This window comes from Pseudomonas sp. MWU12-2029 (assembly GCF_023242425.1).
Lineage (GTDB): Bacteria > Pseudomonadota > Gammaproteobacteria > Pseudomonadales > Pseudomonadaceae > Aquipseudomonas > Aquipseudomonas kribbensis.
This window is the reverse complement of record NZ_JALJDY010000002.1, coordinates 17393-37838: the sequence shown is the minus strand read 5'-3', so window position 1 is coordinate 37838 and position 20446 is coordinate 17393. Positions and strand designations below refer to the sequence as shown.

The window sequence follows — 20446 nt, the reverse complement described above, 5'->3', positions numbered from 1 at the left end:
GCGTAGGCGCTGTAGGTTCGGCCGTCGAATCGGCCAGGTGCAATTCAGCGTTTGTTGCCGCCCAGCGCGCCGCTCAGGCCACCGAGCACACCGCCCAGACCGCCACCGACGCCAGTGCCGGTACCCCCGGTGGATGCGCCACCGTTGACCAGCCCGCCGACCGCCGCCACGGTACCGCCCACGTTGCTGACCAGGCCACCGACGGCGGTGGTGACCGGGTTGTTGGTGGCGGCGATGGCGCCACCGAGATTACCCACCGCACCGCCCACCTGGCTGGTGATGCCGGCCACCGGAGCACCGAGCCCGGTGGTGCTGCCGACGTTCTGGGTCAGGTTGGTGACCGCGCTGGTGACAGGTGCGAGCCCGCCACCGACGCCGCTGCCCAGACTGGCCAGAGGCGTAGTAGGGCTGGTGATCGGCGAGCCCGAGCCGCCGAGGACAGTGTTGAGCGAAGCCACGGTATTGCCGGCCGAGACCAGCACGTTGCCCGGTGCGCCGAGTGTGCCGTTGCCTGCACCCAGCCCGGCGCCGACGTTGACCACTGCGCCGCCGACGGTTTGCAGCAGGCCATTGTTGCCGAGTCCGCCACCGAGCCCGCCACCCACGCCGGTGCCCGATCCGGTGCCGTTGTCCACCAGCCCGCCGGCCTTGCCGACGGCAGTGCCGACGTTGCTCAGGGCGCCGCCGACGGTGTTGGTCAGGGCGTTGCCGTTACCGGCTGCGGTGACGTTGTCGCCCACGCCGTCGACGGTGCTGCCGACTTTTTGCAACACGCCGTTCAATGGCGCACCCAGGCCAGTGGTATTGCCCAGTTTGTCGGTGGTGCTTTCGACCATGGCGATCACCGGTACGAGACCGTTGCCGACGTCTTTGGTCACCGAACCGAGTGGGCCGGTGGTGGTGGCCGTGCTCAGGGTATCGCCGAGCATGGTGACTTTTTCACCCACCCCGTTGAGCAATGGCGCAACTTTGGTAACCACACCGCCGACCACGGGAACGCTGCCGGTGGCGGTGGTCAGTTTGCTGCTCAGGTCCGATACGCCGTTGCCGACATCCTGCACCACGCCACCGACCGCCGAGGCGGTGACGCCCAGGCCGTTGTCGGTGGTGCCGAGTTTACCGAGGCCGTTGGCTACGCCGTCGCCCAATGTTGTGACCACGTTGCCGGCGGTTTTGGCGGCGCTTTGCACGACACCACCGACCACGGGCACACCACTGAGGGAGTCACCGACCTGACCGACACCACTGCCGACACCGGCGACGGTGCTGCCGACATCCTGCACCAGCGTCGAGGTGACCAGTGCCTGCGGTGTGTTCGGGTTGGTTGGGTTGGTCGGATCCGTCGGATTGGTCGGGTTAGTCGGAGTGGTCGGGTCCGTGGTGCCGGTGCCACCTGTTCCGCCCGTTCCGGCAGTGCCGCCGGTCCCCGTCGTACCGCCGCTGCCGCTTGTTCCGCCAGTGCCGGCGGTGGAGCTGTCCGGAGTCGAGCTGCTGGAGCTGCTGTGATGACCGCCACCGCCGCTGCTGCAACCGGCCAGTCCGAGGGAGAGGATCAATGCCAGCGCTGTTGCCGATTTGCACCACACTTGAGTTTTCATGATGGTAATTCCTTGCACCTGTCACAACGTTCGTTGTCTTCGATGGCTCGCCGATTCTGTTGTCGGCAATGCCTTCGCCCGTTGTGCCCATATCAATCGCAAGGCTGGATCCACGCCATTCTCGAGTTGGTATTAACGCCTTTATATAGATCGGTGAACCTGCTGCTTAACGACTAATGCCGAGGATATAAACGCGCAAAAAAAAGCCTTGAGAATCAAGGCTTGGTGTTTGGTGTGCGGGCGGGTGGCGGACGTAAAAACTTAAGTTATATACACACAATTAATCATGTTGCGCCGCTGTGATCCGCCCCCCTCAGCGACGGGAGAGCGGCTGAAGCGGCGTATCGATTCAGGCAATCGGTTGCCAGTTGCCGACCATGTGCTCGAGTTCTCCGGCACCGATCAGACGCAATTCACCGCTGGAGCCCGCCGCACTGGCGAACAGCGATACTTCGCTCGGCAGGCGCACAGGCTTGCGAAAATGCACGGTGACTTCCAGATTGGCCCGGGGCAGGTGATCCGCCAGGGCTGCCAGCGTACGTGCCTTGTTCCACAGGCCGTGGGCAATGGCGGTGGGGAAACCGAACAGCTTTGCACTGGCCGCGCTCAGGTGGATCGGGTTGTAGTCGCCGGAGACTTTGGCGTACTGCCGGCCGATGTCTGCCGGGGCTTTCCACTGCGCCACCTGCATCAATGGCAGTGTCGGCTCCCACGCCTGTTCGAGCGCCTCGCCCTCTAGTTTCACGCCGCGACAGAGCATCCGGCTTTCGGCCTCCCACAGCGGGCCGAGCTGATCGTCGAGGGTGGTCAGCAGGTCGAACGTCGCGCCTTTCGGATGGGGTTGCAGGTTGTGCACCCGAACGCTGACCTGTGCACGACTGATCCCGCCCATCGGCCGCAGCACGCGAATGCGGTTGCTCAGGTGAATCAGCCCCAGCAGGGGGAAGGGAAAGTCCTTGTCCGTGAGCAATTGCATCTGCAACGCAAACGCCAGGACGTGTGGATACGTCGGCGGCAGCAGACCGTCATCGGCAAAACCGCAGACCTTGCGATAGGCCGCAAGGCGTTTGCCGTCGACGTCGACCCAGCAGCGCAAACCGCTGTCGGGCAACGTAGTGCCGGTGATTTTTCGCCGGGTCGCCGCCCGGACATACAACCCCGGCAGACTCGGCTCCCGGTGCAGCGTGTGCCATTCGATGCTCATGCCTAAGCCCCCAGAACACTTTGTCCACAGACCCGCAGCGCCTGCCCGGTGAACGCGCCGGTGCCCGGTTGCGCCAGCCACGCTACCGCTTCGGCGACGTCCTGCGGCAGGCCACCCTGGCCCAGCGAACTCATGCGTCGTCCGGCTTCGCGCAGGCCAAAGGGAATGTGCGCGGTCATCTGGGTTTCGATGAAGCCCGGCGCCACGGCGTTGATGCTGATGCCGCGTTCCAGCAGCGTCGGTGCCCAGGCCTGGGCCAGGCCGATCAGCCCGGCCTTGCTTGCGGCGTAATTGGTCTGCCCGCGATTGCCGGCGATGCCGCTGATCGAGGCGAGCAGAATCACCCGCGCGTTATCGTGCAGGGTGCCGCTGTCGAGCAGGGCCTTGGTCAGTACCTGCGGCGCGTTGAGGTTGACCGCCAGCACCGCGTCCCAGAACTCGGGCGTCATGTTGGCCAGGGTCTTGTCGCGGGTGATGCCGGCGTTGTGCACCAGAACGTCGAGCCCGTCCGGCAACTGTTCGATCAGTTGCGCGGCGGCGTCTTCGGCGCAGATGTCGAGGGTGATGGCGCGGCCGCCGAGGCGTGCGGCCAGGGCTTCGAGATCGGTTTTCGCTGGCGGTACGTCGAGCAGGATCACCTCGGCGCCGTCACGGGCCAGGGTTTCGGCGATGGAGGCGCCGATGCCGCGAGCCGCTCCAGTGACCAGCGCCTTGCGCCCGGCCAGCGGGCGCGTCCAGTCGGTTACCGGCGTGGCGCAAGGATTCAGGCGAATAACTTGCCCGGAGACGAACGCGCTTTTCGGCGAGAGGAAAAACCGCAGCGGCCCTTCGAGCTGATCCTCGGCGCCTTCGCCTACGTAAATCAATTGCAGCGTGCCGCCGCTGCGCAGTTCCTTGGCCAGCGAGCGGGAAAAACCTTCAAGCGCTCGCTGTGCGCTGGCGGCAAACGGATCGCGCAAGGTTTCCGGGGCGCGGCCGAGGATCACCAGGTGCGCGCTGTTGTCGAGGTTCTTCATCAGCGGCTGGAAGAACTCGCGCAGCTGCTTGAGCTGGTCGGTGTGCTGCAGATCGCTGGCGTCGAACACCACGGCCTTGAGTTTCGGACCATGGCCGGGAATCCATTGGGTGGCAGACGCAGGCTGGTCGCCGTAGCGGTAAATGGCATCGGTCAGCCGATTGGCGAAGGCGCTGACCCGTTCGGCCAGCGGCCCGCCGCCGATCAGCAGCGCGCCCTCCACCGGCCGCAGGCGCCCCGCCTGCCAGCGTTCCAGCCGCACCGGCGACGGCAGGCCCAGGGCCCCGACCAGTCGATGGCCGATGGACGAGTTGGCGAAGTCGATATAGCGGTCAGACATGGAACGCTCTCCAGAAGATGGGGTTCAAAGTGTGGACTGCGAAGGGCAATCAATCGTTCGATCCACACATTTAGGCCTACGCTAGAACAGCAGAGTAGTTTGCCCCCGGTGTTTTTGGGGCCCGGCGGGATTTTCAGTGCCCGATTTTCAGACTGGATATTTCACAAGGAGTTTTTCATGAGTCAGCTGCGCCGCGTCGCGATCATTGGTGGCAACCGCATTCCGTTCGCCCGTTCCAACGGCCCGTACGCCACCGCGAGCAATCAGGTGATGCTCACCGCCGCCCTGGAAGGCCTGATCGAGCGCTACAACCTGCACGGCCAGCGCATGGGTGAAGTGGTCGCGGGGGCGGTGCTGAAATTGTCACGGGATATGAATCTGACCCGCGAATGCGTGCTCGGCTCGCGCCTGTCACCGGCGACTCCGGCCTATGACATCCAGCAGGCCTGCGGCACTGGCCTGGAAGCTGCGCTGCTGGTGGCGAACAAGATCGCTCTCGGGCAGATCGATTGCGGCATTGCCGGCGGCGTCGACACCACGTCAGACGCGCCGATCAGCGTCAGCGAAGGCCTGCGCAAGATCCTCCTGCAAGCCAACCGCGCCAAGACCACCGGCGACAAGCTCAAGACCTTCCTGCAATTGCGCCCGAAACACTTGATCCCCGAATTCCCGCGCAACGGTGAACCGCGTACAGGCCTGTCGATGGGCCAACACTGCGAGCTGATGGCGCAGACCTGGAACATTCCTCGCGAAGAGCAGGATCAACTGGCACTCGAAAGCCACCACAAACTCGCCGCGTCCTACAGCGAAGGCTGGCACAACGACCTGATGACGCCGTTCCTCGGCCTGACCCGCGACAACAACCTGCGCCCGGACCTGACCCTGGAAAAACTCGCGACCCTGAAGCCGGCCTTCGAGAAAAGCGCCAAGGGCACGCTGACCGCCGGCAACTCCACGCCACTGACCGATGGCGCATCGGTGGTGTTGCTGGGCAGTGAAGACTGGGCGAAAGAACGTGGCCTGCCGATCCTCGCTTATCTGCGGGACGGCGAAGCGGCGGCAGTGGATTTCGTCAACGGCGCCGAAGGATTGTTGATGGCCCCGGTGTACGCCGTGCCACGCTTGCTGGCGCGCAATGGTCTGACCTTGCAGGATTTCGACTACTACGAAATCCACGAGGCCTTTGCTGCGCAGGTGTTGTGCACGCTCAAGGCCTGGGAGGATCCGGAGTACTGCAAGGCCCGGCTCGGGCTGGATGCGCCGTTGGGCTCGATTGATCGCAGTCGTTTGAACGTCAAGGGCAGCTCGCTGGCGGCAGGGCATCCGTTTGCCGCGACGGGCGGGCGAATCGTGGCCAACATGGCGAAGTTGCTGGATGCGGCGGGGCGGGGGCGTGGGTTGATTTCGATTTGTGCGGCTGGCGGACAAGGTGTGACGGCCATCATCGAGCGCTGAAAGAACAGGAATTCCCTCTCCCAAAGGGAGAGGGAATTCCAAAGGTTACTCAGGTACGGAACCTGCGCACCAACCCATCCAGCTCATTCGACAACCCCGCCAGACTTTGCGAATCCAGCCGCGCCGAATTGGCCAGTTCGGCCACCAGCTGCGCATCACCATGAATCTGGCTGATATGCCGATTGATGTCCTCGGCCACCTGATGCTGCTCTTCCGCCGCCGTCGCGATCTGAGTGTTCATGTCACGAATCACATCCACCGATTCGCGGATCTGACCAAAGCTTTCCCGCGCCTCACCGATCCGCGCCACCGATTGCTGCGACACATCGAGGCTGGCGCGCATCTGCTGGGTCACGGCGCTGGTGCGCTTGGCGAGGTTGCCCAGCAAACCGTCGATTTCCGCCGTCGAATCCGCCGTGCGTTTGGCCAGTGCACGAACCTCATCGGCCACCACCGCAAAACCACGTCCTTGCTCACCGGCGCGCGCCGCTTCGATAGCGGCGTTGAGCGCCAGCAGGTTGGTCTGTTCGGCGATGGAGCGGATGGTGCCGAGGATCGACTGGATGTCGTTGCTGTCACGCTCCAGTTGCTGCATCGACTGCGCCGACTGTTCCAGCTCCTGGCTCAGTTGATCGACGCTGTGCACCGCCGCATCGATCTGCTGCTGACCCTCGCGGGCCTGGCGCTGGCCGCTGTCGGCCGACTCCGCGGCCTGGCTGCACGAACGGGCGACTTCGTTGGCGGTGGCGACCATTTCGTGGAATGCGGTCGAGACCATGTCCACGGCTTCGCGCTGGCGTCCGGCGGCTTCGGCCATGTCGCCGGAGACCCGGGTCGAACTCTGCGAAGTGGCGAGGATTTTCCCGGCGGCGCCGCCGATGTGCTGGATCAGGCTGCGGATCGCAGTCAGGAACTGATTGAACCAGTTGGCCAGTTGCGCGGTTTCGTCGCTGCCACGGATGTCGAGGTTCTTGGTCAGGTCGCCTTCGCCTTGGGCGATGCCTTCCAGACCGCTGGCCACGCTGCGGATCGGTCGCACGATGAGGCTGGCGAAACTGGCACCGACCACCGCGAAGATGACCGCCAGCACGGCGGCAATGATTGCGATCAGCCAGGTGAGTCTGGTGGCCGAGCTCATTACGTCGTTCTGTTTGATCAGGCCGATGAAGGTCCAGCCCAGTTGCTCCGACGGCCAGACGTTGGCCATGTAGCGCTCGCCGTTGAGCTCGACTTCCACCAGGCCCTTGCCGGCCTTGGCCAGTTGCGCGTAGCCCTCGCCGAGACTGTCGAGGGGTTTGAAGTTATGTTCGGGCTGCTTCGGATCGACCAATACGGTGCCGCTGTTTTCCAGCAGCATCAGGTAACCGGTTTCGCCGAGTTTGATCTGTTTGACGATCTCGGTGAGCTGCTTGAGCGTGACGTCGATACTGACCACGCCACCGTTGCTGCCGAGTTTGTTGTCGATGGTGCGCACGGTGCTGACGTAGGTCGCATCGTCCTGCGCCCAGTAATAGGCGGCGGTGCGGAACGGTTTGCCGGGTTTGGCCTGCGCGGCCTTGTACCAGGGGCGCTGGCGCGGATCGTAGTTGCTCAGTTTGGGATCATCGGGCCAGGAGACGTAACCGCCGGCAGCCGTGCCGACAATCGCGTAGGCGTAGGCCGGGTGGCTGTTGCCCAGATCCTGCAGGAAGGAGAAGACCTTTTTGTCCATCTCGCCCTGCGGGACGCTTTCGGCGTTGGCGCTCATGTAGGTCTTGAGGCTGTCGTCGGTGTTCTTGATCAGCGGTTGGGTCGCCAGGTAATCAACGTTCTGGCTGATACCGTCAAAAAACAGCTGCATGGCGTTGCTGACCTGTCGGATCTCGCGTCCGCTGCTGTCGACAAAGCCTTCCCGGGCATCGCTGCGCAGGTTCAGTACCACCAGGGTGGCGACCAGCACCACGGGCAAACAGGCGATGATTGCAAACGCCCAGGTCAACTTCTGTTTGATGTTCATCCGCGCTCCAGATTTTCTTGTAGGCCCACGCAGTGCAGATGACTCGCGGTTTATTGGCAGCCGAAAAACGTTGTTTTCCACTCCACTCCTTGAGTGCGACATCGAAGTTTTTTTGGAACGATTGTCGGACAAATTCCTCTGTCTCTGAGGACTTCGGCTGCCGAAGAGGGAAATTGAGGCTGTAAGAGAAAATTCTTACGAAAGGAACGAAGCTGGATGTCAGATTCTGTCGCAAATGCCCTCAAGTCCTTGCGCCAACAAGTTCGACAGGCTCGGCTATGATTCGCAGCGGTCGATACAAGAGCGGTGGATTGACGTATTTGATCCGGCACAGTGTGTGCATCCACAGGTTCACAGGTCGGCAACCCTTCCCCGTGATGCGGGGATTGCCGTATAACGAGTGACATTCGCGTGTTTGGCAATAAAGGACCCACAATAAAAGCTGATGAAGACTCCAAAACGCATTGAACCCCTGATCGAGGACGGTCTGGTCGACGAAGTGCTGCGTCCACTGATGAGTGGCAAAGAAGCAGCTGTTTATGTGGTGCGCTGCGGCAATCAGTTACGTTGCGCAAAGGTCTACAAGGAGGCGAACAAACGCAGTTTCCGCCAGGCGGCCGAGTATCAGGAAGGCCGCAAGGTTCGCAACAGCCGACAGGCCCGGGCGATGGCCAAGGGCTCCAAGTTCGGGCGCAAGGAAGCCGAAGACGCCTGGCAGAACGCCGAAGTCGCGGCGCTGTTCCGCCTGGCCAATGCCGGGGTGCGGGTACCCAAGCCGTACGACTTCCTCGAAGGCGTGCTGCTGATGGAGCTGGTGGCCGATGAATACGGCGATGCCGCGCCGCGTCTGAACGACGTGGTGCTGGAGCCGGATCAGGCCCGCGAATACCACGCGTTCCTGATTTCGCAGATCGTGCTGATGTTGTGTACCGGTCTGGTGCACGGTGACCTCTCGGAGTTCAACGTGCTGCTGACACCGACCGGCCCGGTCATCATCGACCTGCCGCAAGCGGTGGACGCTGCTGGCAACAACCATGCGTTCAGCATGCTGGAGCGTGACGTCGGCAACATGGCGTCGTACTTCGGCCGCTTCGCCCCGGAGCTGAAGAAGACCCGATACGCCAAGGAAATGTGGGCGTTGTACGAAGCGGGTACGTTGCACCCGGCCAGCGTGCTGACCGGCGAGTTCGACGATCCCGAGGACCTGGCCGATGTCGGCGGGGTGCTGCGCGAGATCGAAGCGGCGCGTCTGGACGAGGAGCGCAAGCAAGCCATCCGCGCGGCGGACGACGAGCCCAAGGGCAAGTCCGACGAACCGCCTCCGCCACCGTGGATGCAGTAAGCATCTGAAAAACAAAACCCGGCTTCGGCCGGGTTTTACACATTCAAGGATTGATTGTGACCACCACCTCCCGCAATGCCCGGCTGATCATCACGGCCCGGCTGATTTCCGATTTCGGCGCTTTCCTGAACATGGTGGCGCTGGCCACTTATGTTTACCTGCTGAGCAACAGCGCCATGAGCGTCGGGATCTTCCTGGCCAGTCGGGTGGGCGGCGGGATTTTCGCCAGCCTGATCGGCACCGCGTTTTATCGCCGATGCAGCGGTCGTTTGCCGTTGATTGCCTTCGATCTGCTGCGCGCTGCTGTCCTCGGGTTGTTGCTGATCGTGCCGGTCAGTCAGCAGGCGCTGTTGCTGCCGCTGATTGCGTTCGGCCTGGGCTTCGGCAATTCGATGTTCGCCATCGGCCTCAACAGTCAGTTACCGCGATTGATCGAGCCGGCGCAGTTACTCAAGACCAATGCCTGGATCACGTCCGCCTCTTCCATGGCGATGGTCGGCGGCAGTCTGGTGTCCGGGCTGCTGGTCGCGGGGTTTGGTTTTGAAACGGTGTTCGCTCTGAACGCGCTGACCTATCTGCTGGCTGCAGCGTTGATTGCGCCGCTGCGGTTCAGCGCACCCGAGCCGGTGGCCGAATCAAGCGCTAGACAGGGTGAGTGGTCGGCGCTGTTGCAGGGATTGCGCAGCGCTCCGGTGGTTGCGGCGATGCTGGCAGTGACGATGGCCGACACTTTGGGCAGCGCTGCACACAACGTCGGATTTCCGATCATTTCCAGACTGCTCACGCCGGACTCGGCGAGCACCACGCTGGGCCTGATGCTCGCGGTGTGGGCCTGCGGCAAATTGCTGGGCGCGCGGATTGCCAGTCGCTTGAACGGCTCGGAAAACATTCATCTGGAGCGCCGCTATTTCGGTGGCGTGCTGCTGATGTCCTGCGGTTTCATCCTGATGTTTCAGCAGCACAGCGTCGTCGGTCTTTTGCTGTTTTCGTTGCCGGCCGGGCTGGGCGACGGGTTCTCGGAAGTGGGGCTGATGTCACGGTTGCAACGGGAGCCTGAGCCCCTTCGCCTGCCGATCTTCAGCTTCCTGACGCTGTTGCAGATGACCGGGTTCGGCGTCGGCATGCTGATCGCCGCACCGTTCTACAACGGGTGGGCACCGGGTGCCGTGGTGTTGCTGTTCCACGGCATTCCCCTCGTCACGGTGCTGTCGATGAAGATCCTGTTGCTCAGACGCGAGCAGGTTGCGCGCAGCAGCCAGACGCCAGCTCCTTGAGGATCGGGCAGTCCGGGCGGTGGTCGCCGTTGCAGTGTTCCACCAGGTCCTGCAGGGTGTCGCGCAGCTCGCCGAGTTCGCGGATCTTCTGATTCAGCTCGTCGATGTGCTGGCGGGCCAGGGCCTTCACATCGGCGCTGGCGCGCTGGCGATCCTGCCAGAGGGTCAGCAGCTTGCCGACTTCCTCAAGGGAAAAACCCAGGTCCCGCGAGCGCTTGATGAACGCCAGGGTATGCAGGTCATCGTCGCTGTAGACGCGATAGCCGCTGTCGGTGCGATGGGCGGCCTTGAGCAGGCCGATCGACTCGTAATAACGGATCATCTTCGCGCTCAGGCCACTGTGGCGGGCCGCTTGGCCGATGTTCATCGGTTGTCCTCCAGATCCTCGGGTTTCCAGGTTTTCAACAGTAGCGCATTGCTCACCACACTGACGCTCGACAGCGCCATCGCCGCGCCAGCCAGCACCGGATTGAGCAAGCCGAACGCCGCCAGCGGAATGCCGATCAGGTTGTAGACGAAGGCCCAGAACAGGTTCTGGCGGATCTTCGCGTAAGTCTTGCGGCTGATTTCCAGCGCTGCCGGCACCAGTCGCGGATCGCCGCGCATCAGGGTGATGCCGGCGGCGTGCATGGCCACGTCGGTGCCGCCACCCATTGCGATGCCGATATCGGCAGCGGCCAACGCGGGGGCGTCGTTGATGCCGTCGCCGACCATGGCCACGACGCCGGTTTTCTTCAGTTCGGCGACGGTGGCGGCTTTGTCCGCCGGCAGCACTTCGGCATGGACGTTCTCGATGCCCAGCGCTTCGGCCACCACACGGGCGCTGCCGCGGTTGTCACCGGTCAGCAGGTGACTGTGGATATGTCGCGCAGCCAGTTGTTGCACCGCATGCAGCGCGCCGGGCTTGAGGGTGTCGCCAAACGCGAACAGACCGAGTACACGGGGAACGGGACTTTGTTCGATCAGCCAGGACAGTGTTCGGCCTTCGGTTTCCCAGGCCTTGGCGGACTCCGCCAACGTGCCGGCGTCCAGACCGGTTTCCTCCAGCAGTCGACGATTGCCCAGCGCCAGGCGCCGACCGTCGAGATGACCGGCGATGCCGCGACCGGTCAGGGACTGGCTGTCGCTGACATCCGGCACAGTCAGATTGCGTTCGGCACAGGCATCCAGTACCGCTTTGGCCAGTGGATGTTCACTGCCGCGTTGCAGCGCGCCGGCCGCTGTCAGCAGGGCGTCTTCGTCACCGTTGATCGCACTGAAATGCGCAATGCGCGGGGTGCCGGAGGTCAGGGTGCCGGTCTTGTCGAACACCACGCTGTTGACTTCATGGGCACGCTCCAGCGCTTCGGCGTCCTTGATCAAAATCCCGTGGCGAGCGGCGACGCCGGTGCCGGCCATGATCGCGGTCGGTGTCGCCAGACCAAGAGCACAGGGGCAGGCGATCACCAGCACCGCGACGGCGTTGATCAATGCGGTTTCCAGCGGTGCGCCGTACAGCCACCAGCCGATCAGCGTGGCCAGGGCCAGCAGCAGAACCGTCGGCACGAACACCTGACTGACTTTATCCACCAGTTTCTGGATCGGCGCCTTCGCGGCTTGAGCGTCTTCCACCAGACGGATGATCCGCGCCAGCACGCTTTCCCCACCGAGCGCCGTGGTGCGCACCAGCAGGCGGCCTTCGCCGTTGATCGCACCGCCGGTGACCTTGTCGCCCGGCTGCTTGGGCACCGGCAGGCTTTCGCCGCTGATCAGCGCTTCGTCGGCGTGGCTCTGACCTTCCAGTACTTCGCCATCCACCGGAAAGCGTTCACCGGGTTTGACCAATACGAGGTCGCCGAGGCGCAGGGCGCTGATGGCGATGTCCTGTTCGCGGCCATCGATGACTTGAATCGCCCGCTCCGGCCGCAGCGCTTCCAGTGCGCGGATGGCGCTGGCGGTCTGGCGTTTGGCGCGGCTTTCCAGGTACTTGCCGAGCAGCACCAGCGCGATGACCACTGCCGAGGCTTCGAAATACAGGTGCGGCATGCCCCCGGTGGTAGTGGCCCATTCATAGAGACTCAGGCCGTAACCGGCGCTGGTGCCGAGGGCCACCAGCAAATCCATGTTGCCGGCCCCGGCGCGCACGGCCTTCCACGCGGCCACATAAAAACGTGCACCGAAGATGAATTGCACCGGAGTGGCGAGGGCGAATTGCGCCCAGGCCGGAAGCATCCAGTGAATGCCGAACGGTTGCAGCAGCATCGGCAGCACCAGCGGCAAGGCGAGGGCGATGGCGCAGATCAGCGCCCAGCGCTCGTGACTCAGGCGTTGCTGCTGATTGTCGGTCTGGTGTTCATGTTCGAAGAGGCTGGCCGAATAACCGGCCTTGCTCACGGCAGCGATCAGGGTTTGCGGGTCGACTGCGCCGAGCAGCTCGAGGTGGGCGCGTTCGTTGGCGAGGTTGACGCTGACGTTTTTCACTCCCGGCACTTTGTTCAGGGCACGTTCGACACGACCGACGCAGGAGGCGCAGGTCATGCCGTCGATGTTCAATTCCACGGTTTGCTGCGGCACGCTGTAACCAGCGCGCTCTACCGCTTCCATCAGCGCCGGCAGGCTGTCGCCGGGGGCCTGCACCCGGGCCTGTTCGGTGGCGAGGTTGACGCTGACGGCACTGGCGCCGCTGACTTTGCTCAAGGCGCGCTCGACGCGGCCGGCGCAACTGGCGCAGGTCATGCCGCTGATGGGCAGATCGAACGTGATGGAATCGGACATCGGTCGTACTCCCTGTAGTGGATGCCTACAGGATCAACCTTGCCATGCTGGCAAGGTCAAGGCCAAAAAAAGGGGGAGCCTGCCGGCTCCCCCTTTTCGGGCCCTGGCTCAGTATTCGAGCGCGGCTGGTCGCAGGTACAGTCCCCTTTGATCGTTGGACGCGATCCGGTACTTCACCACACTGCCGGCCTTGAGCGTGATTTCCTGCGCCGGTGGTGCCAGCATCCCCGGCTTGCAGCCCGGCATCTGGCTTGGCTCCAGTTTCAGACGAATGGAGACTTTGCCGTAGGGCAGATTGAACGACGTGGTCTGTTCCTGAAGCAGCCGCCCGGCCAATTGATCCTGGATGTACACGCCGATCTCGCAGGAGGTCGGCACTTCCAGACGCTCGCGGGAGATGATCAGAACGGCGTAATCCTCGCCGGTCGCGTTGGCTTGGGGCAGGCAGGAAAAGAAGCTGAGTAGGCCAAACAGGCTGAAAGCTGACCAGCGCATGGCTGAATCTCCTGAATTGATGTCATGGATGCACGCAGCTTGGCCGAGCGCGGCGCCGATTGCCAGCCCGGCAGTTGTTTACAGAACTTGACCTTGCCATCGTGGCAAGCTCGACACTGCCGGCAACCTCACTCAAAGGAGTCATTCCATGCAAGTGTTCAGTGTTGAAGGCATGTCCTGCGGTCACTGCGTCAAGGCCGTTACCCAGGCGGTGCAGAGCAAGGATCCGGCGGCCAGCGTGCGGGTCGATCTGGCGGCGAAGGAAGTCGGTGTCGAAAGTGCGTTGAGCGCCGAACAAGTGATCGATGCGATCAGCGAAGAAGGCTACGCCATCAAACTCGCCTGAACTTTTTAATAGTTAGCGAGCTACCGGATTGTTCAAGGCGTCCTCGCGCGGCTAGACTGTCGGGCTGCACTCTTAACCAAAGTGCCCGCCCAACTGCCTGCCAAACCTGGACGCCTGATGAACTTCCGTACCATTCTGATTCTCGGTGCCTTGACCGCTTTCGGTCCGCTGGCGATCGACTTCTATCTCCCCGCATTTCCCTCCATGGCGCTGGCGTTCGGCACCGATGAGAAACACGTCCAGCTGACGCTGTCGGCTTACTTTTTTGGTTTGTCCATCGGTCAACTGGCTTACGGTCCGGTGGCGGATCGTTTCGGACGGCGGATTCCATTGCTCACCGGCCTTGTGCTGTTCACCCTGGCGTCATTGGCCTGCGCTTATGCGCCGAATCTGGAATGGCTGATCGGTGCGCGATTCGTTCAGGCACTGGGCGGTTGTGCGGGGATGGTGATCGGCCGGGCGGTGGTCGCCGACAAATGCGATGCCGTGGGATCGGCGAAGGTCTTTTCGCAACTGATGCTGGTGATGGGGCTGGCACCGATCCTGGCGCCGATGCTCGGCGGTCTGCTGGTCAACACCACGGGGTGGCAGTCGATCTTCCTGGTGCTGACCGGGTTCAGTGCCATGGCCGGTCTGGCGGTTGCCCTCGGCCTGCCGGAAAGTCTGCCGGCCCATGTTCCGCGCCAGCCACTGTCCGGTGCATTGCGGCAGTACGGTCGCCTGCTGACTGATCCGATCTACATGGGCCATGCCCTGACCGGTGGCATCGCCATCGCCGGGATGTTTGCCTACATTGCCGGCTCGCCCTTCATTTTCATCAAGCTGTACGGCGTTCCGCCCGAGCATTTCGGCTGGCTGTTCGGCACCAACGCGGCGGGCTTCATTCTGGTGGCGCAGATCAATGCGCGACTGTTGGCCAAGCGCGGCCCGGCGTTTCTGTTGTCGCGGGCGGTCTGGGTCTACTTCGGTGCCGGGCTGACATTGCTCGCGGTCAGCACCCTGCACACCGAGGCCCTGTGGCCGCTGCTGATTCCATTGTTCATCTGCGTGGCCAGTCTGGGTTGCATCAGCCCCAATGCGGCGGCGAGTGCGATGAACGGCCAAGGCGCTCGCGCCGGCAGTGCTTCGGCATTGCTCGGGTGCATGCAATTCAGCGTCGCCGCCGGGGCTTCGGCGCTGGTGGGGGTCTTGCACGACGGCACCGCCGTGCCGATGGCCATGGTCATCAGCCTGTGCGGTCTGTTGGTGGTCAGCGCGGCGATGCTCACCCGGCGCATGCAGAATGCCCGGGCGCTGGCAAAGGCGCAGGCCGAAGTCTGAACGGAAGAAACTCAGCCGACAGCGCGTTGCTGGGTAATCTCGGGAATCTGATGGGGCGCGTGCAGACGCGCTTCGAGGGTGCGGGTGAAGGCCAGGGCTTCGGCTTCACTGCGGAATGTCACGGCGTGCTGGTCAAGGCGAACTTGCCATTGGGACTTTGCCACTTCTTTTATCAGGATCTTCATTGCTGACCTCCCGTACGTAAAAGATTGCATCGCAGAGGTTTCGATTGTAGACCCGAATACGATCGCAATTGTGACAAGGGTCAAGCATCTGACTGACGGCAAAAAACGACCGCAGCCCCCGAGTCAGCCACTTCTGGCGCTGACGAAGACTGCGGCCTCCGGAGTTTTAGAAACTTTCTAAAACAATTTTCCCCTTGGCCTTGCCGCTTTCCAGCAATTCATGGGCACGGCGCAGGTTGCTCGCGTTGATCTTGCCGAAGTGCTCGCCCACCGTGGTTTTCAAGGTCCCGGCATCGATCAGGTCCGCCACGCGGTTGAGCAATGTGTGCTGTTCGATCATGTCCGGCGTTTCGAACAGCGAGCGGGTGTACATGAACTCCCAGTGCAGCGACAGGCTCTTGCGCTTGAGCTTGGTCACGTCCAGCGACTTCGGATCATCGATCAGCGCCAGTTTGCCTTGCGGCGCCAGGGCCTCGACCAGTTGGTCCAGGTGCTGATCGGTCTGGGTCAGGCTGGCGACGTGTGTCACGTGGGCCAGGCCGGCGCGCTTCAGTTCTTCGCTCAACGGCTGGCTGTGATCGATCACCAGGTCAGCGCCGAGCCCGCTCACCCAGTCGCGGGTCTGTGGACGGGAAGCGGTGCCGATCACTTTGAGCCCGGTCAACTGGCTGGCCAGTTGGGTGAGGATCGAACCCACGCCGCCGGCCGCGCCGACTATCAACAGCCTTTGACCTTCGTCAGTGTTGCCCTCGCGAATCTGCAGGCGTTCGAACAACAGCTCCCACGCCGTGATGGCGGTCAGCGGCAGGGCGGCGGCTTCGGCGAAACCGAGGCTTTTCGGCATATGGCCGACGATCCGCTCATCCACCACGTGCAGTTCACTATTGCCACCGGCCCGGGCGATGGAACCGGCGTAGAACACCTTGTCGCCCGCCTTGAACAGTGTCACTTCACTGCCGACCGACTTGACCACACCGGCCACGTCCCAGCCCAGCACCTTTGCGGCGCCGCCTTCCGGCGCGACGTTCTGCCGAACCTTGGTGTCGACCGGGTTGACCGAGATGGCTTTGACTTCCACCAGCAGGTCGCGCGGGCCGGCCACCGGCTCCGGCAGCTCGATGTCTTGCAGGGATTTTTCGTCGCTGATGGGCAGGGATGCGTAATAAGCGATGGCTTTCATGTTTGGCTCCACAAACTAATAGAAGAAGGGCTCAGGCGATGGCGCCCAGGCGTTTTAACTGGAAGTGTTCGATGCAGTGGCCGGCGGTGGCCTGGAAGTTCTGAAAATGCGCGCTGGCATTGTGTGCCTGAAGGACTTCCTCGCTGGCCCAGTGCTCGATCACATAAAAGGTCAGCGGATCGGCCAGGTCGCGGTGCAGGTCGTACTGGCTGCAGCCATCCTCGGCGCGGCTTGGTTCAACCAGTGCGCGCAGGGCGTTTCTGAGTGTGTCCTGCTGGCCGGACTTGGCGATCAGGGTGGCGATAGCGGTGAAAGGCTGGGACATGGTCGACTCCGGAACGGGATGAATTCGATGGGAGGCATGATTGGCTATTTCTACGCGAGATAAAACCGGCTAAAAGAGCAGTCTCTTTCAATATTTTTTTGATAATCGAGGCTGGAATGCTGCGTTTCGATGACTTGCAGTTGTTTGTCCGGGCGGCGGATCTGGGCAGTCTGTCGGCGGCGGCACGGGTGATGGACATGTCCGCCGCCGTGGCCAGCGCGGCGCTCAAGCGTATCGAGCAACAGCTCGGTGCACGGCTTCTGGCGCGTTCCACTCGCAGCCTGCGGCTGACGTCCGAGGGCGAAGGCTTCCTCGAATATGCCCGGGCGGCGCTGAGCAACCTGGATGAAGGGCGTCGTCTGCTGGCCAGCGGTCAGGATCAGGTCAGCGGGATTCTGCAGCTGTCGGCCCCCTCGGATTTCGGCCGCAACCTGCTGCTGCCGTGGCTCGATGAGTTTCAGCGCGAACACCCGAAACTGACCGTGCGTCTGCTGCTGGGCGACCGCATCGCCGACCTGTTTCGCCAACCGGTGGACATCGCCTTGCGCTACGGCGAACCGGAAGACTCCAGTCTGGTCGCGTTGCCCATCGCCGCACAGAACCGGCGGGTGCTTTGCGCCTCTCCCGGCTATCTGGCGAAACATGGCGAGCCGACGCAACTGGAGCAGCTCGCGCAGCACAATTGCCTGTTGTACATGCTGGGCAGTCGGGTGCACGACCACTGGAGTTTTCATGACGGCAAACGCGAAGTCGGCCTGACCGTCAGTGGCGACCGTTTCAGCGACGATGCCGATGTGGTGCGTTTATGGGCCGTCGCGGGGGCGGGCATCGCGTACAAATCCTGGCTGGATGTGGCCGGTGATGTTCTTGCGGGGCGATTGAAAGTGTTGCTGCCGGGGCTGCTCTGCGAGCGGGCTCCGCTGAATCTGCTGTGCGCCCATCGCGCACAATTGAGTAAGCCGGTGAACCTGTTGAGGGAGATGCTCGCCAGCCGTTGCGCGGAATTGAGTAGCCGATTTCCCGCTTTTCCGCAGGTTGATCATTAGTCGCAGGCAAAAAGCGAAATTTCTGTCAGGAACAATCACCAGATGGACCGGCTCCGGCGCAGGACGCTGCGGGCAACCCGCTTATACTAGCGTCCGCCTGAAGCCTGCACCCGCACGCAGGCACAGGCATGATCGGACTGACACCGGCCGGGTAGCGGTGACAGTCGTGTCGAGTACTGCGAATAGCGGGTGGCAGTGTGTTGCCTTGCCTCGGATCAAGGCGTTTTTGCGCGGCTTGGCCGACGACTGATTACTGGTCAAGATGTCTCTGAGCAGTAGACGATACGATTCAACAGGGAGTGAATACATGGAACATGCACCTTGCATCAGCCAGATCGCCACGTTGCTGGCCGATCCCAAACGCAGCGCGATGATGTGGGCGCTGATGGATGGCTCGGCCCGGCAGACCGAGGAACTGGCGCTGCTGGCGGGGCTGTCGCCCTCATCGGCCAGTGCGCATCTGGGGCGCTTGTCCGCTGGCGGTCTGTTGAAGGTCGAGGCTCGCGGGCGCAAGCGCTTCTTTCGCCTGGCGGCTCCGGAAATCGGCGCGGCCATCGAGGCTTTGGCCAGCGCCACGCTCGCCAGTGCTCCGCGGGAAATTCCCGATGTCTTCAAACGCGCCACCCCCATCGCCAGACCCCAGTCCGCGCCATCTTCCCTGTTGCGTGCGCGTTTTTGCGACGACCATCTGGGCGGTACGCTGGCGGCCGACCTGTACCAGCGTCTGCTCGATGCCGGCTGGATCGAACAGCTCGAGCATCGGGTGGTGGTCACTCACAAGGGAGCGACACAATTGGCCAGTCGCGGGGTCTTCATCCAGGCGCTGGCCCACCGTAACGCACAGGTCGCCTGTGCGTGCCCGGACTGGAGCGAGCGGCGCCCGCACATGGGTGGCTCGCTGGGCGCGGCGTTGTTGCAACTGTTCATGCAGTCCGGCTGGTTGACGCTGCCCAACGACTCCCGCGCCCTGCAGCTGACGGCGGCGGGACAGCGGGAAATTCATCGATTCGCCCGGGAAACCGAGCTGGAAATGGCGCTGTAGAGCGCTTTGCTCCATTGGCCGGATGACTGGCGTCGTCTACGGCTGCGAACAGGTCGCATCTGGCACAAAGGCTGAACGGCTATCGCGCACACTCGATCCGCAGACATTTCGGATGGAGGAGGTGGCATGGACACGGGAAGCTTCAGCGCGGCGGATCGACTGGAACGCCTGCCGGTCAGCGATTATCACCGGATCATTTTCATCATCATCGCCCTGGCGTTTTTCTTCGACTCCATGGATCTGGCGATGATGACCTTCCTGCTCGGCTCGATCAAAACCGAATTCGGCCTGAGCAGCGCCGAAGCCGGTCTGCTTGCCAGTTCGAGTTTTTTCGGCATGGTGCTGGGGGCGTCGCTGTCTGGACTGCTGGCCGATCGTTTCGGTCGCAAACCGGTGTTCCAGTGGAGCATCGTGTTGTGGGGACTGGCCAGTTACCTGTGTTCCACGGCGCAAACGGTCGAGAGCCTGACACTGTTCCGCATCCTGCTGGGGATCGGCATGGGCATGGAATTTCCGATTGCCCAGTCGATGCTGTCGGAGCTGATACCGGCCAAGCGTCGCGGGCGATACATTGCCTTGATGGATGGCTTCTGGCCGTTGGGGTTTGTCGCTGCCGGTGTGTTGTCGTATTTCCTGCTGCCGTTGATTGGCTGGCGCGACATCTTTCTGGTGCTGGCGGTACCGGCGGTGTTTGTGCTGGCGATCCGTTTTTTCATTCCCGAATCGCCACGCTGGCTGGAGCAGGCCGGCAAGCATGAGGCGGCGGACAAGGTGTTGTGCGGGATCGAGGATCGGGTACGCAAGTCGCTGGGCGGGGTCGCGTTGCCGGAACCGGTTCGCCTGCCTCGGGTGATCACGCCACCGGGTAACTTCCTTTCGGCCCTCGGGCAGATCTGGTCGCCACTGTACCGTCAGCGCACGATGATGATCTGGAGCCTGTGGTTCTTTGCATTGCTCGGGTTCTACGGCCTGACCTCCTGGCTCAGCGCGTTGCTGCAACAGTCGGGGTTTGCGGTGACTCAGTCGGTGTATTACACGGTGCTGATTTCCCTCGGCGGGATTCCCGGGTTTCTGATGGCGGCATGGCTGGTGGAGCGCTGGGGGCGCAAACCGGTGTGCATCATCACGTTGCTCGGCGGCGGGGTGATGGCGTTTCTGTATGGCCAGAGTGCGGTGTTCGGCGGCAATGTCGGGTTGCTGATCGGCACGGGCCTGTTGATGCAGTTTTTCCTGTTCGGCATGTGGGCGGTGCTCTACACCTACACGCCTGAGTTGTACCCGACATCGGCACGGGCAACGGGCTCGGGGTTCGCCTCGGCCATCGGGCGCGTCGGTTCGCTGCTCGGGCCGTTGGTCACCGGGCTGGTGTTTCCGATTACCGGGCAGGGCGGGGTGTTTGCGTTGGGGGCTTTGTGCTTTGCGATAGCCGCAGGAGTGGTGTGGCTGTTCGGAATGGAAACCCGGGGCAAGACGCTGGAAGAGTTGACCGAAGCGGTTGTGCGCTGAGACCGGAAAGCCGTTCGAACACG

18 protein-coding genes and 1 pseudogene are annotated in these 20446 nt (G+C 62.8%); 8 read left to right on the top strand and 11 right to left on the bottom strand.

The annotated features are described in order from the left end of the window. Window positions 1-44 precede the first annotated feature (44 nt). From M5B44_RS05145 to M5B44_RS05135, 3 genes are all read right to left on the bottom strand, one after another. Window positions 45-1598, bottom strand: a complete 1554-nt coding sequence (locus M5B44_RS05145) for a collagen-like triple helix repeat-containing protein (protein WP_248738442.1) — start codon at window positions 1596-1598, stop codon at window positions 45-47. Between the two features lie 349 nt (window positions 1599-1947). Then, window positions 1948-2802 carry a MaoC family dehydratase gene (locus M5B44_RS05140; protein WP_248738441.1) on the bottom strand — a complete coding sequence of 285 codons (855 nt, stop codon included), beginning with the start codon at window positions 2800-2802 and terminating at the stop codon, window positions 1948-1950. A gap of 2 nt (window positions 2803-2804) precedes the next feature. Then, window positions 2805-4157 (bottom strand): 3-oxoacyl-ACP reductase, encoded by a 1353-nt coding sequence (locus tag M5B44_RS05135; protein WP_248738440.1) that lies wholly within the window; start codon window positions 4155-4157, stop codon window positions 2805-2807. Between the two features lie 177 nt (window positions 4158-4334). Between M5B44_RS05135 and M5B44_RS05130 the strand changes: the two genes are divergently transcribed. Then, window positions 4335-5612, top strand: coding sequence for an acetyl-CoA C-acetyltransferase (locus M5B44_RS05130; RefSeq protein ID WP_248738439.1), 1278 nt, complete (start codon window positions 4335-4337; stop codon window positions 5610-5612). 49 nt (window positions 5613-5661) lie between these two features. Here the strand turns inward: M5B44_RS05130 and M5B44_RS28960 are convergent, their stop codons facing one another. Then, a complete protein-coding gene (locus M5B44_RS28960) occupies window positions 5662-6390 on the bottom strand; it encodes a methyl-accepting chemotaxis protein (protein ID WP_371320909.1) in 729 nt (242 codons plus the stop codon). A 129-nt stretch (window positions 6391-6519) separates the two neighbouring features. Further along, window positions 6520-7608 (bottom strand): annotated as a pseudogene (locus M5B44_RS28955) (cache domain-containing protein); the annotation flags it as partial. A 445-nt stretch (window positions 7609-8053) separates the two neighbouring features. Between M5B44_RS28955 and M5B44_RS05120 the strand changes: the two are divergent. Together M5B44_RS05120 and M5B44_RS05115 are read left to right on the top strand one after the other, a co-directional pair. Further along, the gene (locus tag M5B44_RS05120) at window positions 8054-8950 is read left to right on the top strand and encodes a PA4780 family RIO1-like protein kinase (RefSeq protein WP_085684872.1); all 897 of its coding nucleotides are present in this window, start codon (window positions 8054-8056) and stop codon (window positions 8948-8950) included. A gap of 56 nt (window positions 8951-9006) precedes the next feature. Further along, the gene (locus M5B44_RS05115; protein ID WP_248738437.1) at window positions 9007-10224 is read left to right on the top strand and encodes an MFS transporter; all 1218 of its coding nucleotides are present in this window, start codon (window positions 9007-9009) and stop codon (window positions 10222-10224) included. Here the strand turns inward: M5B44_RS05115 and cueR are convergent. The 3 genes from cueR to M5B44_RS05100 all read right to left on the bottom strand — a co-directional run bounded on the left by cueR (window position 10178) and on the right by M5B44_RS05100 (window position 13473). After that, on the bottom strand, window positions 10178-10591 hold the full coding sequence (cueR, locus tag M5B44_RS05110) for a Cu(I)-responsive transcriptional regulator (RefSeq protein ID WP_248738436.1): 414 nt from the start codon (window positions 10589-10591) through the stop codon (window positions 10178-10180). The two genes, M5B44_RS05115 and cueR, sit on opposite strands and share 47 nt — an antisense overlap. After that, window positions 10588-12978, bottom strand: a complete 2391-nt coding sequence (locus tag M5B44_RS05105; protein WP_248738435.1) for a heavy metal translocating P-type ATPase — start codon at window positions 12976-12978, stop codon at window positions 10588-10590. The genes cueR and M5B44_RS05105 overlap by 4 nt, the downstream gene beginning before the upstream one ends. Before the next feature lie 108 nt (window positions 12979-13086). After that, a complete protein-coding gene (locus tag M5B44_RS05100; RefSeq protein WP_248738434.1) occupies window positions 13087-13473 on the bottom strand; it encodes a hypothetical protein in 387 nt (128 codons plus the stop codon). Window positions 13474-13621: 148 nt separating this feature from the next. On the opposite strand from M5B44_RS05100, the gene M5B44_RS05095 reads away from it, so the two are divergent. After that, window positions 13622-13819, top strand: coding sequence for a heavy-metal-associated domain-containing protein (locus M5B44_RS05095; protein ID WP_248738433.1), 198 nt, complete (start codon window positions 13622-13624; stop codon window positions 13817-13819). Window positions 13820-13936: 117 nt separating this feature from the next. Further along, window positions 13937-15139 carry a multidrug effflux MFS transporter gene (locus M5B44_RS05090; RefSeq protein WP_248738432.1) on the top strand — a complete coding sequence of 401 codons (1203 nt, stop codon included), beginning with the start codon at window positions 13937-13939 and terminating at the stop codon, window positions 15137-15139. An 11-nt stretch (window positions 15140-15150) separates the two neighbouring features. Here the strand turns inward: M5B44_RS05090 and M5B44_RS05085 are convergent, their stop codons facing one another. The 3 genes from M5B44_RS05085 to M5B44_RS05075 all read right to left on the bottom strand — a co-directional run bounded on the left by M5B44_RS05085 (window position 15151) and on the right by M5B44_RS05075 (window position 16829). After that, window positions 15151-15324 carry a hypothetical protein gene (locus M5B44_RS05085; protein ID WP_167443758.1) on the bottom strand — a complete coding sequence of 58 codons (174 nt, stop codon included), beginning with the start codon at window positions 15322-15324 and terminating at the stop codon, window positions 15151-15153. A gap of 166 nt (window positions 15325-15490) precedes the next feature. Continuing rightward, the gene (locus tag M5B44_RS05080) at window positions 15491-16504 is read right to left on the bottom strand and encodes a zinc-binding alcohol dehydrogenase family protein (protein ID WP_248738431.1); all 1014 of its coding nucleotides are present in this window, start codon (window positions 16502-16504) and stop codon (window positions 15491-15493) included. Window positions 16505-16535: 31 nt separating this feature from the next. Beyond that, on the bottom strand, window positions 16536-16829 hold the full coding sequence (locus M5B44_RS05075; RefSeq protein ID WP_248738430.1) for a putative quinol monooxygenase: 294 nt from the start codon (window positions 16827-16829) through the stop codon (window positions 16536-16538). A gap of 116 nt (window positions 16830-16945) precedes the next feature. Between M5B44_RS05075 and M5B44_RS05070 the strand changes: the two genes are divergently transcribed. The 3 genes from M5B44_RS05070 to M5B44_RS05060 all read left to right on the top strand — a co-directional run bounded on the left by M5B44_RS05070 (window position 16946) and on the right by M5B44_RS05060 (window position 20423). Beyond that, window positions 16946-17875, top strand: a complete 930-nt coding sequence (locus M5B44_RS05070; RefSeq protein WP_085711274.1) for a LysR family transcriptional regulator — start codon at window positions 16946-16948, stop codon at window positions 17873-17875. A gap of 307 nt (window positions 17876-18182) precedes the next feature. Next, window positions 18183-18917 (top strand): ArsR/SmtB family transcription factor, encoded by a 735-nt coding sequence (locus M5B44_RS05065; RefSeq protein WP_248738429.1) that lies wholly within the window; start codon window positions 18183-18185, stop codon window positions 18915-18917. Between the two features lie 126 nt (window positions 18918-19043). After that, window positions 19044-20423: an MFS transporter gene (locus tag M5B44_RS05060; protein WP_248738428.1), complete on the top strand. Its 1380-nt coding sequence runs from the start codon at window positions 19044-19046 to the stop codon at window positions 20421-20423. The last annotated feature ends 23 nt before the right edge of the window (window positions 20424-20446 follow it).

Coding starts and splice junctions, on each gene's coding strand:
- M5B44_RS05145 (WP_248738442.1), bottom strand. CDS start 1,598: ATGAAAACTCAAGTGTGGTGCAAATCGGCAACAGCGCTGGCATTGATC.
- M5B44_RS05140 (WP_248738441.1), bottom strand. CDS start 2,802: ATGAGCATCGAATGGCACACGCTGCACCGGGAGCCGAGTCTGCCGGGG.
- M5B44_RS05135 (WP_248738440.1), bottom strand. CDS start 4,157: ATGTCTGACCGCTATATCGACTTCGCCAACTCGTCCATCGGCCATCGA.
- M5B44_RS05130 (WP_248738439.1), top strand. CDS start 4,335: ATGAGTCAGCTGCGCCGCGTCGCGATCATTGGTGGCAACCGCATTCCG.
- M5B44_RS28960 (WP_371320909.1), bottom strand. CDS start 6,390: ATGGTCTCGACCGCATTCCACGAAATGGTCGCCACCGCCAACGAAGTC.
- M5B44_RS05120 (WP_085684872.1), top strand. CDS start 8,054: ATGAAGACTCCAAAACGCATTGAACCCCTGATCGAGGACGGTCTGGTC.
- cueR (WP_248738436.1), bottom strand. CDS start 10,591: ATGAACATCGGCCAAGCGGCCCGCCACAGTGGCCTGAGCGCGAAGATG.
- M5B44_RS05105 (WP_248738435.1), bottom strand. CDS start 12,978: ATGTCCGATTCCATCACGTTCGATCTGCCCATCAGCGGCATGACCTGC.
- M5B44_RS05100 (WP_248738434.1), bottom strand. CDS start 13,473: ATGCGCTGGTCAGCTTTCAGCCTGTTTGGCCTACTCAGCTTCTTTTCC.
- M5B44_RS05095 (WP_248738433.1), top strand. CDS start 13,622: ATGCAAGTGTTCAGTGTTGAAGGCATGTCCTGCGGTCACTGCGTCAAG.
- M5B44_RS05090 (WP_248738432.1), top strand. CDS start 13,937: ATGAACTTCCGTACCATTCTGATTCTCGGTGCCTTGACCGCTTTCGGT.
- M5B44_RS05085 (WP_167443758.1), bottom strand. CDS start 15,324: ATGAAGATCCTGATAAAAGAAGTGGCAAAGTCCCAATGGCAAGTTCGC.
- M5B44_RS05080 (WP_248738431.1), bottom strand. CDS start 16,504: ATGAAAGCCATCGCTTATTACGCATCCCTGCCCATCAGCGACGAAAAA.
- M5B44_RS05075 (WP_248738430.1), bottom strand. CDS start 16,829: ATGTCCCAGCCTTTCACCGCTATCGCCACCCTGATCGCCAAGTCCGGC.
- M5B44_RS05070 (WP_085711274.1), top strand. CDS start 16,946: ATGCTGCGTTTCGATGACTTGCAGTTGTTTGTCCGGGCGGCGGATCTG.
- M5B44_RS05065 (WP_248738429.1), top strand. CDS start 18,183: ATGGAACATGCACCTTGCATCAGCCAGATCGCCACGTTGCTGGCCGAT.
- M5B44_RS05060 (WP_248738428.1), top strand. CDS start 19,044: ATGGACACGGGAAGCTTCAGCGCGGCGGATCGACTGGAACGCCTGCCG.